The 17493-nt window shown below is 29.4% G+C and carries 12 protein-coding genes and 1 pseudogene; 10 read left to right on the top strand and 3 right to left on the bottom strand.

Going from position 1 to position 17493, the window contains the following annotated elements:
* The first annotated feature begins 577 nt into the window (after positions 1–577).
* The 4 genes and pseudogenes from KPL54_RS24235 (at position 578) to KPL54_RS26665 (ending at position 1388) form a co-directional block, all read left to right on the top strand.
* Positions 578–838, top strand: a complete 261-nt coding sequence (locus tag KPL54_RS24235) for a hypothetical protein (protein ID WP_216109068.1) — start codon at positions 578–580, stop codon at positions 836–838.
* The gene (locus KPL54_RS24230) at positions 817–1050 is read left to right on the top strand and encodes a hypothetical protein (protein ID WP_216109067.1); all 234 of its coding nucleotides are present in this window, start codon (positions 817–819) and stop codon (positions 1048–1050) included. The genes KPL54_RS24235 and KPL54_RS24230 overlap by 22 nt, the downstream gene beginning before the upstream one ends.
* Positions 1044–1178, top strand: a pseudogene (locus KPL54_RS26780) (DEAD/DEAH box helicase family protein); the annotation flags it as partial. The gene KPL54_RS24230 and the pseudogene KPL54_RS26780, both read left to right, overlap by 7 nt.
* A gap of 78 nt (positions 1179–1256) precedes the next feature.
* Positions 1257–1388, top strand: a complete 132-nt coding sequence (locus KPL54_RS26665) for a DUF1016 N-terminal domain-containing protein (protein WP_268038021.1) — start codon at positions 1257–1259, stop codon at positions 1386–1388.
* Between the two features lie 5 nt (positions 1389–1393).
* Here KPL54_RS26665 and KPL54_RS24220 read toward each other — a convergent pair whose 3' ends face one another.
* Together KPL54_RS24220 and KPL54_RS24215 are read right to left on the bottom strand one after the other, a co-directional pair.
* Complete coding sequence (locus KPL54_RS24220) at positions 1394–1696, bottom strand: hypothetical protein (RefSeq protein WP_216109065.1); 303 nt, start codon at positions 1694–1696, stop codon at positions 1394–1396.
* A gap of 114 nt (positions 1697–1810) precedes the next feature.
* On the bottom strand, positions 1811–2245 hold the full coding sequence (locus tag KPL54_RS24215) for an Rpn family recombination-promoting nuclease/putative transposase (protein WP_216109064.1): 435 nt from the start codon (positions 2243–2245) through the stop codon (positions 1811–1813).
* 580 nt (positions 2246–2825) lie between these two features.
* On the opposite strand from KPL54_RS24215, the gene KPL54_RS24210 reads away from it, so the two are divergent.
* Positions 2826–5324 carry a DEAD/DEAH box helicase family protein gene (locus KPL54_RS24210; protein ID WP_216109063.1) on the top strand — a complete coding sequence of 833 codons (2499 nt, stop codon included), beginning with the start codon at positions 2826–2828 and terminating at the stop codon, positions 5322–5324.
* Between the two features lie 48 nt (positions 5325–5372).
* Here the strand turns inward: KPL54_RS24210 and KPL54_RS24205 are convergent, their stop codons facing one another.
* On the bottom strand, positions 5373–5684 hold the full coding sequence (locus tag KPL54_RS24205; RefSeq protein ID WP_216109062.1) for a nucleoside triphosphate pyrophosphohydrolase: 312 nt from the start codon (positions 5682–5684) through the stop codon (positions 5373–5375).
* A 551-nt stretch (positions 5685–6235) separates the two neighbouring features.
* Here KPL54_RS24205 and KPL54_RS24200 point away from each other — a divergent pair.
* From KPL54_RS24200 to KPL54_RS24180, 5 genes are all read left to right on the top strand, one after another.
* Complete coding sequence (locus tag KPL54_RS24200) at positions 6236–7825, top strand: hypothetical protein (protein ID WP_216109061.1); 1590 nt, start codon at positions 6236–6238, stop codon at positions 7823–7825.
* On the top strand, positions 7825–9795 hold the full coding sequence (locus tag KPL54_RS24195; RefSeq protein ID WP_216109060.1) for a hypothetical protein: 1971 nt from the start codon (positions 7825–7827) through the stop codon (positions 9793–9795). The genes KPL54_RS24200 and KPL54_RS24195 overlap by 1 nt, the downstream gene beginning before the upstream one ends.
* Positions 9788–10861 carry a hypothetical protein gene (locus KPL54_RS24190; protein ID WP_216109059.1) on the top strand — a complete coding sequence of 358 codons (1074 nt, stop codon included), beginning with the start codon at positions 9788–9790 and terminating at the stop codon, positions 10859–10861. Before KPL54_RS24195 ends, KPL54_RS24190 begins: the two co-directional genes overlap by 8 nt.
* Positions 10858–16158 (top strand): DEAD/DEAH box helicase, encoded by a 5301-nt coding sequence (locus KPL54_RS24185; RefSeq protein WP_216109058.1) that lies wholly within the window; start codon positions 10858–10860, stop codon positions 16156–16158. Before KPL54_RS24190 ends, KPL54_RS24185 begins: the two co-directional genes overlap by 4 nt.
* Positions 16159–16372: 214 nt before the next feature.
* Positions 16373–17317, top strand: a complete 945-nt coding sequence (locus KPL54_RS24180; RefSeq protein WP_216109057.1) for a helix-turn-helix transcriptional regulator — start codon at positions 16373–16375, stop codon at positions 17315–17317.
* The last annotated feature ends 176 nt before the right edge of the window (positions 17318–17493 follow it).

Here is a 17493-nt window from a genome sequence, read left to right as displayed (position 1 = left end):
TGGCGTTATTCATCATAGTTGTTTCACTTGTTTTAAAATAAATTAAAGGTTTTAACAAAGGATAAAAAAGCATCATTTGTAGAAAATAAATCCTTATAACTTTTGTCATGAATATTATTTAAATCTTTTTTAAAACTCACGTTCATCCTCCTAAGTATATCAAATTTTTGTATGAAATAATATATATTATAATAATATCATTGCCGAAAAGCGAACATATATTCGTATGATGAAAATTATTATTAGTATAGAATTTGTTTAAATATATTGTTGTTAAAATGTAGATAAGAATCTTGTAAAATTTTATAAAACTTAATAAGATTTTAATTAAGTAAATAATATTAATAGCTAATAACTGACTGAAATCACTGAAGTATAGGGAGTTAAATTTAAGTTAAAAATGCTATAAAATCTAATTAAATTTAAAAGATTTCATTCCATCTTAGTGAGAAAGGGGTGTCTTTAAATCAACAAGTTACTATGATAAAATGTAGATAGTGCCATATTAGTAAATGATTTGGTATAGCATTATAAATATTAGTTGTTGCTTAGTTATACCAAGGGGCATTAGTGAAGTATGAAGGATAAAGTTGATATTGTTACTAAAGATATAATAACTAGTGATTCCATCCAATTTAAAGGGGCCACGCTAGATTATGATTCAAATTGCTCTACAGGGGATAAGGATTATTTATTACCTAAATTAGCGGCCTCATTAAAAAAGGCAAAGACTATAGATATGGCGGTAGGATTTTTAATGGAATCAGGAGTGAAATTACTTATAAATGATTTAAAGCAGGTGGCGCAAAGTGGTGTATGTATAAGAATAAGAACTTAGAGGATTTTGCACACTTTAAGAATGTTTTTGAAGACTTATTTTTAAATCATTCAATAATTATTGACGATGATGAGCTTAGGCGTTATTCATCAGTATGGAAAGGGCCTAAAATCTTTAATACTTTTGAAAAGGTAGAAGATAACAAAGATGAATATGGCCTAGTAATTCCGCTGTATGAGCCTAGAGGTGCGCAAATTGAAGCACTATATTAACACTAAGGAAATGTAGGGAAGATGGCTTAGATAAAGGATTAGCTGTTGCTGCAACGGGCATAGGTAAAACTTATCTTGCTGCTTTTGATTCGCTGGATTTTAATAGGATTCTATTTGTAGCTCATAGAGAAGAAATATTAAACCAAGCAGAGGTATCTTTTAAAAATGGTAAGTATGATGAGTTTGAGCTGGAAAAAGCTAAGAATTTGGTGGTAATTTTATATTGGAATATAGGTGAAATTAATAAAACAGAAATATTGCAAAGTGCAAAAGCTGAGTATGGTAAATCAGTAATTAGCAATTTAAGCAAAGAGTTAACTAAAGATTATGGCAAATGATATAGTCAAAGAAATTTATTTGACACTTTCATACTTATACTATTAACATCTATTTGAAGCCTGTCAATCTTATCATCAATAATTGTTATATGTTCAGAATTAACTTTATATCCGTCCAAAAGAGCATCACTTGTAGGAATTAGTTTTCCGTCTATTCTTGCACCTAATTTTTTAATTTCATTTTCAAGACCATCAAGTCTATTATCAACATTATTAAATTTATCAGTGTGACTTTTAACCTCTTTTTTAGTTTCTTGAACCTCAACATATATTTTTTCTAATAGGTCAAACATTTTATTCTCATCCATAAATAACACCTCATTTTTATATTATATCATTCTAAATAGTAATTGAATATCTTTTATTTATTTGTAAGTATTCGTGCATCTATAAAATTATTTAATCCCATAACCAATAGTGCCTCATAGCTGTTTCACTCGTTTTCCTATTTTTGTGCCATTATAAAGAACTATCGGAACAATTGCAGGAAGCCTGTAGCTTTTTCTTTTAATTTCTTTTTTTTCACTATTTCTTAATATCTCTCTCCATAGTTTTACCATATACATTAATAATCGTATAGGCATGCTGTGATCTACACTTGATTGAAGTTCTAGAAGAACATAAAATATTATGTTCTGTTCTCCAATAGTTGCATTGTATACTATATCAGATTCTAATTCTTCATAATCAGATAAAATATAAGATTTATCAACGAGTATTAATTTATCCTTTTCTAATTTATCTATCCATTCTCCTTGAATAAAGGTATTAACAAAGGATAGAAAAGCATCATTTGTAGAAAATAAATCTTTATAGCTTTTATCATGAATGTTATTTAAATCTTTTTTTAAACTCATGTTCACCCTCCTAAGTATATCAAATTTTTGCCTGAAATAATATATATTATAATAATATTATTGCCAAAATGCGAACATACATTCGCATGATTGCAAATTCTATTAATATAGAATTTGATTAAATAAACTGTTGTTAAAATTTAGATTAGAATAGTGTAAAATCTTATAAGAATTTAATAAGATTTTAATTAAGTAAATAATATTAATTGCTAATAACTGACTGAAATCACTGAAGTGTAGGAAGTTAAATCATCTCCTGCGGAGCTGAAGCATTAACGACTTCAGAAGGAGATTTATACTTCCACCGAAGTTTCCTATTTGCTAGGATATGCAACTCCTGCTTGTAGAAGTGGGCGACTTTCCTTCTGAAATGTCGTTAAATTTAAGTTAAAAATGCTATGAAATCTAATTAAATTTAAAAAGTTTCTTTCCATCTTAGTGAGAAAGGGGTGTCTTTAAATCAACAAGTTACTATGATAAAATGTAGATAGTACCATATTAGTAAATGATTTGGTATAGTGTATATTTGATTGAAAATATTAGTTGTTGCTTAGTTATATAAGGGAGGCATTAGTGAGGTATGAAGGATAAAGTTGATATTGTTACTAAAGATATAATAACTAGTGATTCCATCCATTTTAAAGAGGCCACGCTAGATTATGATTCAAACTGCTCTACAGGGGATAAGGATTATTTATTACCTAAATTAGCAGCCTCGTTAAGAAAGGCAAAGACTATAGATATGGCGGTAGGATTTTTAATGGAATCAGGAGTGAAATTGCTTATAAATGATTTAAAGCTGGTGGCTCAAAGTGGTATACGTATAAGAATATTAACAGGAAATTATCTTAATATCACTCAACCTCAAGCTTTATATTTAGTAAAGGAAGCACTAGGGGATAAGGTGGATTTAAGGTTTTATAATATTAAGAATAAATCCTTTCACCCTAAGTCATACATATTTGAATATGAAGAAGATGGAGATGTTTTTATAGGATCTTCTAATATGTCCAATTCTGCATTAACTAGTGGTATTGAATGGAATTATAGAATAAATAAGAATAATAACTTAGAGGATTTTGCACACTTTAAGAATGTTTTTGAAGACTTATTTTTAAATCATTCTATAATTATTGACGATGCAGAGCTTAGGCGTTATTCATCGGTATGGAAAAGGCCTAAAATCTTTAATACTCTAGAAAAAGTAGAAGATAACAAAGATGAATATGGCCTAGTAATTCCGCTATATGAACCTAGAGGTGCACAAATTGAAGCACTATATGAACTGAGGAAATGCAGGGAAGATGGTTTAGATAAAGGATTAGTTGTGGCTGCAACGGGCATAGGTAAAACATATCTAGCTGCTTTTGATTCGATGGATTTTGATAGAATTCTATTTGTAGCTCATAGAGAAGAAATATTAAATCAAGCAGAGATATCTTTTAAAAACATTAGGCCTAATATTAAGACTGGATTTTTTAATGGTGAAAATAAGGATAGTAATAAGGAGGTTTTATTTGCTACAGTACAAACCCTGGGTCAAAAACAGTACCTATGCGATGAGTATTTTAAAAAGGATGTCTTTGATTATATTATAATAGATGAATTTCACCATGCAGCAGCAGGTAATTACTCAAATATATTAGAATATTTCACTCCAAAGTTTCTTTTAGGACTTACTGCAACTCCAGAGAGATTGGATAACAAAGATGTATTTGCTCTTTGTGATTATAATATTGTATATGAAGTCAGATTAAAAGGAGCAATAGACAAGGGATGGCTAGTTCCTTTTAGATACTATGGAGTTTTTGATGAGACCGATTATACAAAGATATCTTTTAGAAATGGTAGGTATGATGAAACAGAATTGGAAAAAGCCTTAATGCTTAATAAGCGTTCAAATTTAATCCTAAAACATTATGAAAAATATAATAGTAAAAGAGCTTTAGGTTTCTGCAGTAGTAGACGCCATGCCATATATATGAGCAAATATTTTAATGAAAATGGAATTAAAGCCTGCGCTGTAATGAGTGGTGAGCAAAATGAGTTTTCTATGGATAGACATAAAGCGGTGGATAAACTTAAAACAGGGGAATTAAATATTATATTCTCTGTGGATATGTTTAATGAAGGTTTAGATATTCCTCAAATTGATATGATCTTACTTTTAAGACCAACAGAATCCCCAACTGTTTTTCTGCAACAACTAGGACGTGGGTTAAGAAAATATAAGGACAAGAAGTATGTGAATGTATTAGACTTCATAGGTAATTATAAAAAAGCTAACTTAATTCCATTCTTCCTAAGTGGAAATTTAAAGGATAGTGCAGGGAAAGCTAAACTTGGTAGATTACCTAAAGAAGAAGAATATCCCGATGAATGTATAGTGGATTTCGATTTTCAGGTAATTGATATATTTAAGAAGATGATGATAGAGCAAAAGAATATATTTGATCTAGTAGTGGAGGATTTTTTTAGAATAAAAGAAGATCTTAAAACTAGACCTAGTAGGCTTCAAATGTATACTTACATGGATGATGATCTTTATAATGTAATAAGATCTAGAGGAGAATTAAATATCTTTAATGATTATTTAGGTTTTTTAAATAAGATAAATGAGCTTTCAGAAGAAGAAAAATTGTTACTAAATACTAAAGCATATGCTTTTTTAAATAATATAGAGAAAACGTCGATGACTAAGACTTATAAAATGCCTTTACTCTTAGCATTCTATAATGATGGTAATATTAATTTGAAAATAGATGAAGAAACAATTTTTCAAAGCTTTAAGGAATTCTATGATAAACCATCAAATTCAGTGGATCTTTTGAGACATAAAGCAACTAAAAACTATAAAGATTTTGAGGAGAAGGATTATCTAAGAATAGCAGAAAATCCAATAAAGGCATTTTTAAATTCTGCAGAAGATTTCTTTTATAGAGATGAATCATATTTTTGTTTAAATGATGAGTTAGGTGAATTTATTAATAATCCTGAATTTATAACTCATTTAAAAGATATTATTGATTATAGAACCAGAAGATTTTATAAAGAAAGACTTGAAAAGTTACAAAAATAAATATAAAAACAAAGCCCTTCATAGAGAAAAAACTATGGAGGGTTTTGTTTATTCATAAACTTTTTCAAGTACTATGCCTTTTTCAAAGCCGCCTCTTTCTTCTTTCTTTTCATTTCTCTTGTTAATTAGATCATCATCGGAATATCCAAGAGCATTTGCAAGACCAAATAAAACTTCCATAACATCAGCAAGTTCTTCTAGATTTTTAGCTTCTAGATATTCGGAAACTTCCTCATTTAACTTGGTTTCAAGTAAAGGTAAAACTTCTTCTTTTTTAGCATAGTGGATATCAAAGTTTTTACCTGCGGCTTTGATGATTTCAGGGATTTTGTCGCGGACTAGTTTGTTGTAAGTTTTCATGGGGGCCTCCTTTGATGATAGCATTAGTTTATTATAACACGGGAGCAGGATAAGGTTATGGAGAAATTATATTTATGTTTTCCTATGTAGATGACAAGGTGTGATTTGTTGTTAACAAGAAAAAACAGTGAGAAGTTTGATATAAGGTTTTGATGATTTTTCTTAAGGCGTGGGAATAAGATTTTATTTTAATTGAAATATAAACCATAAAAGCTAAAATAAATATATAATGATAAAATTTGTGGTGTAATTAGCGAGTAAAAGATTATAATGAGGATAAGAGTTGCAACTATTGTAGTTAAAGAGAAAATAAGAAATTAATATTTTCATTGTTTTGAGTACGCTGATAATGTTAATAGGTGGGAATTCAATAAGTACATTTTTAGGGTAAGGGATAATGTATACAAACAATATAGAGGATGATAGAATGTTTAACGGACTTGAGATTTATACAGAGTACATAATAATGAGTTGAAATTTTTAGGTAAAATGAATATGAATAGTGATTATTTAAACTAAATGATGTGCTTTTTCAGATAGGGGGATTATACATGGCTTCAATTGAATATGCAAAGGATATGAATGGTAAAAAAGTATCTGCCGAAGAAGCAAGTTGTAACTTAACTTATCAATGCCCATACTGTTTGGATAGTGTAAATGTTCGTAAAGGTAATGTGTATGTTGATTATTTTGCACATATAAGAATTAAGGATAGAACGCCATTCCAGAAAATATGTCCTGGATACAAAGGAAATGAGTATTCAAGCATTAACAATACACTTGATAAGATGTACATTAACAATGGGGGTGTTCCATTATATTTGTGTAGTGAGAACGAGAGATTTGAGCTAAGGGCTTATTTCCCAACACTTAGTGACAGTAGTATGATGAAATTAAAAGAAGTTAATGCAAAAATATGTGTTAATACTAAAGCTGTAGATGACATGGATAGAGGTATTTATAATGTAGATAATTTACACTATTATAAAGTTGATACACTAAGGGAGTGGATTGATATAAAATGTGAGCCCAATGTTCATTTACCAGAAATGCAAAGAAAGTGGCTTTGGGGCATAAGAGGTATTGATTTAAACAATGATATTTATCATTGTAATAAAGATGGTGGCTATAGAGTTGCATTAAAGGCAAATATTAGTGTTGGAAAAACATATAGGATCATTTTTGAAAATTGTAATCCAATTATAAATGGCATTAAATTTACTGAACTTGGTAATATTCAATTAAATCAAGGATATTTAAATAATAAAATAATTTTTAGTGTTTATTCAATGGAATTAAACTTATATACTGAAGAAGCAAGAAAATTCATAGAAAGAAAAGGATATAATCTGTTGGATGGTGTGAATGAACTTTTGCCACTATGGCCACCGGCTGTATTTGAGGGTAATGAACTGAAATATGATCATTCTAATGCACTTTTTTTACATATTGATAACACAAATAAAGAACGAGTGTATTATACACATGATAATGGACTTATGCCAGTAAGTGGTGATACTAAATCTGCAATTATAAAAATTACTATTAATGATAACAAAACTGTTGCCGTGGCAGGCACGAACGGTAATATAATAGAAGAAATAAAATATAGTATAATTCGAGTTGATAACCTCGTGAAGAAAGATTTAATAACATTAAAGTCCAAAGTCACAGATAGCGATGATAACATATTTGATTTCACAAACAAGTACTTAAAGCCACCAAAAGATGGGATACTTATGGTAAATTCAAATTTGCACTTTACAGCGATTGTTTTAAATGAAAATTATGTGATTTCTTCTAGCAATGTTCGATTTGATAAGGTTAGGTCTTTTGATGAATTGGTTATAAACAATAAAGCGTTTGGTATTTGTAAATATAAATACAAAAAGAAAAATGATAAAACAAATATGCTAGAATTAAATTTTGAAAAAGTATACTTGCATTTGTATGTTTGTACTGCCCCTACAATAAATACAAATGAGCGTAACATTGAGTTATTATATCTACTTTCAAAAAATATTCATAATAATATTAGATTATACCGATTAATTGAGTTATGGGTTAAAACAAATAGAATACCTGTATCAGCTGTAAAACAATTGGAAGAAATAAGAATTTATTTAGGAGGTCGTAGCTGATGAAACAAAAGATTGAAATACAAAAAAACATATTAAACAATTTGACTACTGATGAAATGCAATTATTAATTAATATTACTAGTAAGGAAGACCTAATTGATCTAATAAAGAAGAATCAAAAAAAATTCAAGACTGAAATTGCGGGTTTCAGAATTGATAGCAAACATTTTCCTGTTAATATATTACATAATATTTATTTGAATAGATTTAAAAAAGGCGATTTTATTATAACTAAAAAATTAGATTCACTTGCGAATACAATGGTAAATATTACAAATGATTCTATAATTAAGGAAACTTCGAATGAAGATTACTTTTATGAGGCAGTTAAAAGTAGCGATGTAACCATCTTTGCTAACCTTATTGAAAAGATTTTAATTGAACTAAAACCAGAAAATATAAAACTTTTATTTAAATTAATGGGACATGAATTGACCCCTATGCAAAAGGATTATATTGATAAAGATATGCAGCTGATATTAGTAAAACAAGATTTGAGTGTAACTATAAAAAAAGATTTTGAAGAGAAAGTTATCAAGTTAAATTCGAATCATAAAACTGAAATTTATATTTTAGATGATAAAATTAAAGATTTAGAGAATCAATTAGAGTTAAGTAACAAGGGAATTATACAAGAGCGAAAACGTTCAAGTGATTCAGCCTATAAATTTAATTATATAGAAGAAATTGCAAATATTAAGGAGAAAAATCTAATAAATAATATTAGTCAATTGAATAAAAAAATTAAAGGGCTGATGGTAGAGATTTTAAATCAAGTTAATACTATAGATGAAAAAGATATACAGATAAATAAAATGAATGAAAGATTAAACTTAGAATTTAAAGAACAGTCCGTTATATTTAAAAAACAATGGGAAATAGAAAACAAAGTTTTATTGGGCAAGAATAGGGAATTAGATAATGATTGTATTAGGTTGCACAAGGAAGAAAAAAGGCTAAATGATGATATAGATTTATTAGTTGAAAAAGTAAAGTATTATGATTTGACAGTTGAAAAATATATTCAGAATATAGACAAAAATGTAATCATAAATGCTTTAAATTCGTCACTCTTAAAAAGTGGTGCCAAAACAAATGATCAAGAAACAATCAACAGGGATAGTACAAGCAGACCTTATACAAAAACAAATGAAAAAAGTGAAAAATTATCAGGTTGCCAAGATATAAATACATTTTCTGAAAACATAGCTAATAATTTGGAAAAACTAGGGGTTGGAAATGTCTCAGATGAAATCGCAAACTATATTATTGGTATCTTTGCGTCTGGGTTAACACCGTTAATTTGTGGTTATAAATCTAGGGAAGTTGCGACTGCAATTAGTACTGCATATAGTGGAGAGACACCTTATATTATTACATTGCCTAATGGTTACACAAATGCTAGAGAGTTGACAGATATATACTGTGAATCAAGTGCGTCATCAATTTTAATTGAAGACGCACTGGGAACTATGAATGAAAATGCGATATTGCCCTTGCTAAGGGATAAATCACAAAATGATTTATTAAAGAAAATACTAATTTTATCAGCGGAAAATTCTGATTCAGTTAAATATATGCCAAAGAGCTTTTTTAATTATATTGCGTTAGTATCAATTGACAAGTTTTCAGCAACTAAAAAAATAGAATACATATACAGTAATGCTAAAGATGTATTAGAAAAATTTATTGATAATGAGGATTTAGATGTTGAACTCAAGAAAATAAAAAAACTATTAAAGAATTTGAAATTAGGAAATTCATATAAAAATCTAAGGACATCTATCGTGGCTTATTCTCATAGACTGTCAAATATTAAAGATGCTATTCAAGGGTATGCAAGGTGTGAACTGAAAATGGTATGCGAGTATAATGATTTATATGATAAAATAGAAAAAAATATCAACTTAAATACAGAGGAGTTTGATAATAGTTTGCTCGAAATTATAAAAGGTGATTTTGATGAATAACGTTCTAATGGAGCAATTATCTTGTGATTTAAATATTAGTAAATTTAATGTGGAGACTGAAGAGGAGTATGGAAATAGATTAATATATTCAGCTTTAGTAGCATGGGCAAGAGTTCAAGTATTGGGTAAATCATATACTGATATTTATTATGTTAATGAAGATAAATTAGAGTATCATAACGTGGATGTTATGCATATTAAATCTAGGTTGTCTCAAGTGGCATACGGTATGTTAAATGCGATACCACATAGTGGTAAATGGAATAAGAACACTGGTTTTGAAAGTTGTTCTAATAGTTTATCAAGTAGTATCGTGGAACAGTTGATTTTTTGTTATGAATTATCAAAAATCAATAATAGACGATTGACACCTTCACCTGAAAGAGTTGCAACCTTTACAATAAATAAATTGATTTTGGGTGGGGTTATATGGGAAGGCATAAATTTATATTCTGTTGGTATGGGCAGATGGTCGACTGAATCAGAACTACCTATCAATTACAAATATATTTTTGATTTACCTACATGTTCGGCTATTGAATATTGCAAAACATTAAAGAAGAATGCTGCATGGCAAGTAAATGAATTAGATAATATATACCAAATTTTCAAAATTGGAAATGATAATTGGTATTCAAAATCATGGGCTGATTTTAATAATAATAAAATACCAAAGGGATTATCTTTGTTAAAGAGTATGGAGATAGATGGTGGATATTTTTTGTTAAAGAATGATGATGAAGGCATTCTGTCTGCTAAGTTGGATAAATGGTATTATGAAGAAAAAGAAATATACAGAATTATGTATTCATTAAATTCTTATAATAAAACACCTGCTATATTTAAGGCGAAAAAATATGATGATTATATAATTCTTAAATTAAATAGTAGAATACCTAATGCCGAAATGAGAATATTGATTATGTCATCATGGCCTCAGATAACATATGATGATAGTTTCAATAGAATAATTCCTAAGTTTCTTTGGTACGATGTTGAAAAATGTTTAAATGAACTTGGTGTTATTATAAAATTTCAAAATGAGAATAAGGAGAAGAGACTATGAGTGAACTTGGTATTAGAAAAACGCATGAGAAGTTAAAAGGAAAATTATCTGATTATATTAAAGCACAATATTTTGCTGAAAATGAGCTTTTGCTTCAAGCAACTGATGAATTATTAAACAAGAGGGGTGTGCTTTTTCAAGAGCCATTTATAGAATCAACAAAAAGCTACGCGATTGTATCTGATGGCTTTAAAACCTCAAGGTTGAATTTAGACATAAAAAATTATTTGTCAATACTTATTGAAAATAAGCTAGGTGTATTTAACACTCCATTCTATCATCAAGTTAATGCTTTAGAGGAATTTTATGATGGTAAGGATTTACTTATAACGACGGGAACTGGTTCTGGTAAAACAGAATGTTTTATTTGGCCTATACTAACAGAGTTAATTAGAGAAGCTTCTACATCTCAAAAGACTTGGCAGAAAGAAGGAATTAGGGCATTAGTATTATATCCAATGAATGCCCTAGTATCTGATCAGCTAGGAAGAATACGTAATATAATTGGTAGAAAAGATGATGCTTATATGGATATTATAAGATCTGTGTCAAAACAAGAAACTAGAAGACCACGATTTGGTATGTATACAGGGAGGACTCCATATGCTGGGGATAATAATGAAGATAAAAATAAAAATTTAGCTAAATTAATAAATAAGAATTATATAAATTGTGATAAAAATGCTTATGATGAACTTTTAAAAATTGGCAGAATTCCGTCGAAAAATTTAAGTTCTTTTGTAAATAATTTAAAAGACAATGAACAATTCCCATCACCTGATGATGCAGAATTATATACAAGGGGTGAAATGCAAAAAGTATGTCCAGATATACTAATTACCAATTATAGCATGTTAGAGTATATGTTAATGCGACCAATTGAACAATGTTTTTGGAGTAAAACACTTGAATGGTTAAATAGCTCAAAGGAAAATAAACTGTTGTTAGTTCTTGATGAAGCTCATATGTATCGTGGTGCATCTGGCGGAGAGGTATCATTGCTTGTTAGACGACTTATGGATAAATTAAACATAAATAGAGATAAAATCAGATGTATTCTGACAAGTGCCAGTGTACCAGATGGAAAAGAAACAGCACTAAGAGAATTTGCTTGTGGGTTGACAGGTCAAAATCCTGAAAATGACAATTTTTCTATTATAAGAGGAAAATCGGAGAGCTTTTTTAACAATGAAAAAGGTACTCTAGTTGATGCAGAGGCATTGGGTTGTTTAGATCATGATAAATTACAAGGCTCAGATGAAGATGTAATAATAGAATTAAATAAACTAGTAAATATATTTAAGTGGAATGATAAGATAGAAAATATTCCTATTTGGTTGTATAAAAATTTATCAACGTATCCACCAATGTTGGAATTAATTAAACTGTGCAGTGGAAAGGCTACGGAATTTAGTAAAATTGCAAGTGCTGTTTTTGATAATGTAGGGCAAAAACAGGCTGAAAAAGCAACAGAAATATTACTTTCACTTGGTACTTTATCAAAATCGAAACAAAATAAAGTCTTACTCCCATCCCGGGTTCATTTAATGTTCAAAGGATTAAATGGTATATTCGCATGTTTAAATCCTAAATGTACACACAGTCATGATGTTATGGGAATTAAAATTGGGAACATAGATGAAAATTTGCGATTGAAATGTCAGTACTGTGGAGCGCGAGTATTTGAAGTTGTTTGCGATAGAAGATGTGGAACTATTTTTATTCGTGCTTTTAAAGATAAAGATGATTCGAATAATTTTCTATGGCAAGAGCAAAACAAGCTTATATATGAACCTGAAGAAATACATTTATGGATTGCACCCAAAGATAGAACTGATATATTTAAAGATCATACTAAAAAAAGTAAGGCAAAAGAAAATTCAATGTTTGGATATATAGATTCTAAAACAGGTATTTTGTTTTATAATGATAGATATGAGAATGATCCCGAATTCATTAAAGTATTAATACCAACATCATACAACAAGAATCTTAAAGCATATACTTTTACTAGTTGTCCTAATTGTGGAAGAGAAAAAACTAAACTAACTCCATTTAGAACTAGAGGAAATGAGCCTTTTGCCAATATTGTAACCGAACAATTGTTAGCCCAACCAGTTCGGGATGAAAAATTAAAAAATGGTGGCAAAAAAGTGTTACTGTTTTCTGATAGTAGACAACGGGCTGCTACGCTTGCACGAGATATAACAATAGCTACTGATGGAGATGCTGGAAGGCAAGCATTATTTTTAGCAGCAAAATTATTAGATGAAAAATATGGGCACGGAGCAGTACCGATAAGCCTGCTTTATTATGCATTTTTAAAGATAGTTTATGATAATGATTTGAGTTTCTTCTATGGGGATGAAAAGGAAAGCTTTAAATCTCAGCTTAAAAATTATGAAGAGTTATATGCAGTAAAGGAAAATCCACGATATATTAAGATGGTAAATAATATTGGAAGTCCACCAAAAATGTTTTATCAATTGATACTAAAAAACATAAGTGACAGTTATAGATCTTTTAATAATCTGTGCTTAGGGCAAATTGTTCTAATTGAAAAAGGTGAGGATGGAGAGGAGCTAGAAGAAGAAGTTTTGGAAAAGGTGGCAACGAGATCAAATCTGTCCATAGATTTAATAAGAAAGATTTATAATGCTTGGATTCAGAACTTAATTGTTAGGGATATTGCGGTTTTTCCGGAATTAGAAGATGAAGTTAGAGATAGTATATTATCCTATGACAGTGGTGGATTTGGTATAGATGAAAAAGATAAATTCCCACAATATCTAACAAAATTACTTAAAAAGAATGAAATCACTGATGAACAGATTTTAATATTACGTGAGAGATTTGATTTACTTACAGATAATATAAAAGACATTGAGAGTAATCACAATAGAAAATATATATTGCCAGGTAGGTTGACCTTAAAAACCAATGAAACTGGGAAATGGTATAGGTGTAATCGATGTGCTGGAAAATCAACTTTTACACTGTTTGATAGTTGTATTTATTGCGGAAGTGATAAGCATATGGCAGAAATATCAAAAGAAGGATTAGATAGATACAATTTTTGGAGAAAACCAGTTATAGAAGCTATAAATGGTAGTCAAATTAAAAATGCGACTACAGAAGAGCATACTGCTCAATTATCACATAAAGATCAGAAAAATGATGTGTGGGTTACTACAGAACAGTATGAAATGAGGTTTAGAGATATTGTTATTGATAAAGATAATGAACCAATAGATATATTAAGTTGTACGACCACAATGGAAGTTGGTATTGATATAGGTTCATTGACTGCAGTTGGACTTCGAAATGTACCTCCTATGCGAGAAAATTATCAACAACGTGCGGGAAGAGCGGGAAGAAAAGGTGCGGCAGTTTCAACAATTGTTACGTATACGGAAAATGGTCCTCACGATTCTTGGTATTTTAAACATCCAGATAAGATAATAGCTGGTGAGCCAAGAATACCTTGGATTGATTACAAGAATCCTAAATTAATTAAAAGGCATATTAATTTGATTTTCTTACAAGAATATTTTTTATCTAAACATAGTAGTATTGATGCTGCAGATGTTGTTATATTTTTCAATTCCAATTCAGTAATGAATTATGTGGACTTTAGTGTTTGGTTGCAATCTAAAATACCTTTAGAAGAAAATAGGGCCAAAATATTAATTCCTAACTTAGCTGATTTTGATTGGAATATATACAGAAGGGAATTTGAAAGAGAGTTATCGTTATTGGGTGATAAGGTGAAAGCTAATCCGATACTTTATAAAAGAAAAGAAATATCCAAAGTAGATAAAGACGAATCAGAACAATCAAATAATATTAGACTGCTTGATGTATTATTTTCTGAAGGATTGCTTCCGACTTACTCGTTTCCACGTAATATTGTTCATTTTTGGATAGAAGATAAGTATGGTAAAATAAAGGAAAGTCCAGAACGAAGTGTCGACTTATCGCTTAGTGAATATGCACCTGGGAGAATGATTGTGGTAGATAAAAAATCATATATTTCAGGAGCAATATATGATCATTACACTAAATATGAACCGGAATTTAAATACAAGGCAGCTGAACCTTGGCTTAAAATTAAAGAATATAACAAGGATGTATATTGCTGCATTAATGATAATTGTGGTTGGTTTGGTTTAGAAAATGATACTTTAACTTGTCCGTTATGTGGCAATTCGGTAGAAAAACACACACTAATTAAACCTTGGGGATTTGCTCCAAGAGATGGTAAAAATATTCCGGAAACTCGTGATACACAAGAATATTCAACAGTAAGCATTCCATCATATTCAGCAATGCCACAAGACTTAAGTAAAATGATAGAGATTTCAAAAACAGGTTTGATTAAAATGGAAAACAGAGAAAATCAATTGCTGGTGATGATTAACAAAGGGCCAAAAGATAGTGGCTTTGATTTGTGTACGAAGTGTGGTGCGATTGATCCTGCCGGGTTGGCTTCTGATGAAAAAAATAATCGTAAACGTCCATATAAAGTGCCATTTTCAAAAAATGATAATCAATCCTGTTCACATTCAAGGTCAAATGTATATTTAGGTCATGAATTTAATACGGATATGCTTGTCTTAGGATTGAAAATAGATGGAAATAAAATTAATATTAATCCCGAGTATTTTAATGTTTGGTTAATACCTGCTCTTACGACTTTGTCTGAAGCCTTAGCCTTATCTGCAAGCAAGGTTTTAGATGTAGAATTTAGTGATTTGAAATGCGGATATAGAATTAGAAGTGAAAAAAACTGTATCTATGCGGATGTATATTTGTATGATAGTTTGTCAAGTGGTGCTGGATATTCCAATAGAGTTGCTGATTTAATTGACAGTGTTCTAGATGGAGTTGAAGTATTGTTAGAGGAATGTGACTGTGATTCATCTTGCCCAAAATGTATTAGACATTTTTGGAATCAAAGGGTACATGAAAACCTTGATCGCAAATCAGGATTACAGTTGTTAAAATGGGTAAGAGACGGCATCATTGAAACGATATTGCCCATTTCTACACAAAGGACTTATTTAGGTACATTGCAAGATATAATTAGACTACAGTGTGATAAACAAAGTGGAATTGAAGAAAATGAAACGATATTTGAAATTAACTTCAATGGTATAAAGAGAAATATATTGGTATATCCATCTATGTGTGCGATTGAATCAATCTTAAATAGCAATAATGCAATTCTTATACCTGATAGATTATTTAAAGTTGCAATATCTAATGTTTGGAAAATAGTTAGAGAAAGCATATGATCTACTTATTGAATTAATTCGTCTACAAATATTGTGGTACTTTTTAATGTCAAAGGTCTGGAATAAAGCAAAATGTAATTCTCAAAACTTACACGTGATTTTAGTTTTCGCCAACAAGTTGTGTGATGCTTGCATACTGTGAACACAATATAAATTTTAATACAGAAACTATAGTGAAATTTATATTATTAATAACCAAGAGGAGGAAAAACAAATGAGTAAGTTTTCAAATTTGCTTAGATTACTAATTTTATTAAAAAGTAAAAAGCGAATGAAAACAAAGGAAATTGCTTATGCTTTAGGTGTTAGCGAAAGAATGATTAGAAAATATATGAGTGATTTAGCTGAAGCTAACGTAAATGTAGAATCTGTTCCTGGGCCTACAGGGGGGTATGAATTAGTAGGGTATGATTATCTATTAAATCTAGATATAAAGGCTGAAGAAGCTATTGCCTTGCAAATGGCAACTGTTGTTCTTAAGAAATCTACAAATTTTGATTTTAAACAGCAGTTGGAAAATTTAAACGATAAAATAAAAATTTTAAACGAAAGCTGTAATCAATTAGATGATTATTCAGATAATATTATTATAAAACCAAAATCCTCAAATTTGGATAAGGAAATCAAATTTGAATTGGAAATACAATCAGCATGTATTTCTAAGAAAAAGTTGTTGATAAAATATTGTTCAGTATCTTCCGGAGAAACAGAAAGGATAATACATCCTTATGGGATAATAACAAGGAATAATTTTAAATATCTTGTTGCCTATTGCGAAAATAGAAAAATAAAATTAATTTTTAAACTTATGAGAATAACTCAAGTAGCGTCATTGAATGATTGTTTTGACATACCAGCTACTTTTAGTATTAAAGAATTTATGAAAAATAATCTAGGATTATTTCATGATGAAAATTATAATTTAAAGCTACTGATTAAGCATCCCTTTTCCAAAGCAATAAGTGAGGGGTTATATGCTAAAAATCAAAAAATTAAATGGGTTAAGAGTGAAACTATAATTTTTGAAGGTCAAATGAGTGGAAAGACTGACATTATCAGATGGATTCTATCTATGGGTACTTCAGTTACGGTTCTAGAACCTATGGTTTTAAAGAAAGAAATAAAAGAAAATTTAAAACAAATGTTGGAAATAATTTAATATTTATTTAGAAAGTCATAGGTGAAAGATGCCTATGGCTTTTTTTATAAAATTTTCTAAATATTACTTGTTAAAATTGAAAATATTGTTTATAATGGTGTTAATAAGAATAAATATGGAATGTGACACTAATAGTTCCACGATTTTTAAACGACAATATTCACCAGCTAAATCAA

Origin of the sequence: Clostridium estertheticum, from assembly GCF_018861295.1 — a bacterium.
Taxonomy (GTDB): Bacteria; Bacillota; Clostridia; order Clostridiales; family Clostridiaceae; genus Clostridium_AD; species Clostridium_AD estertheticum_D.
Note: the sequence above shows the minus strand (reverse complement) of the source record. Positions and strands in the feature narration are given on the sequence as shown.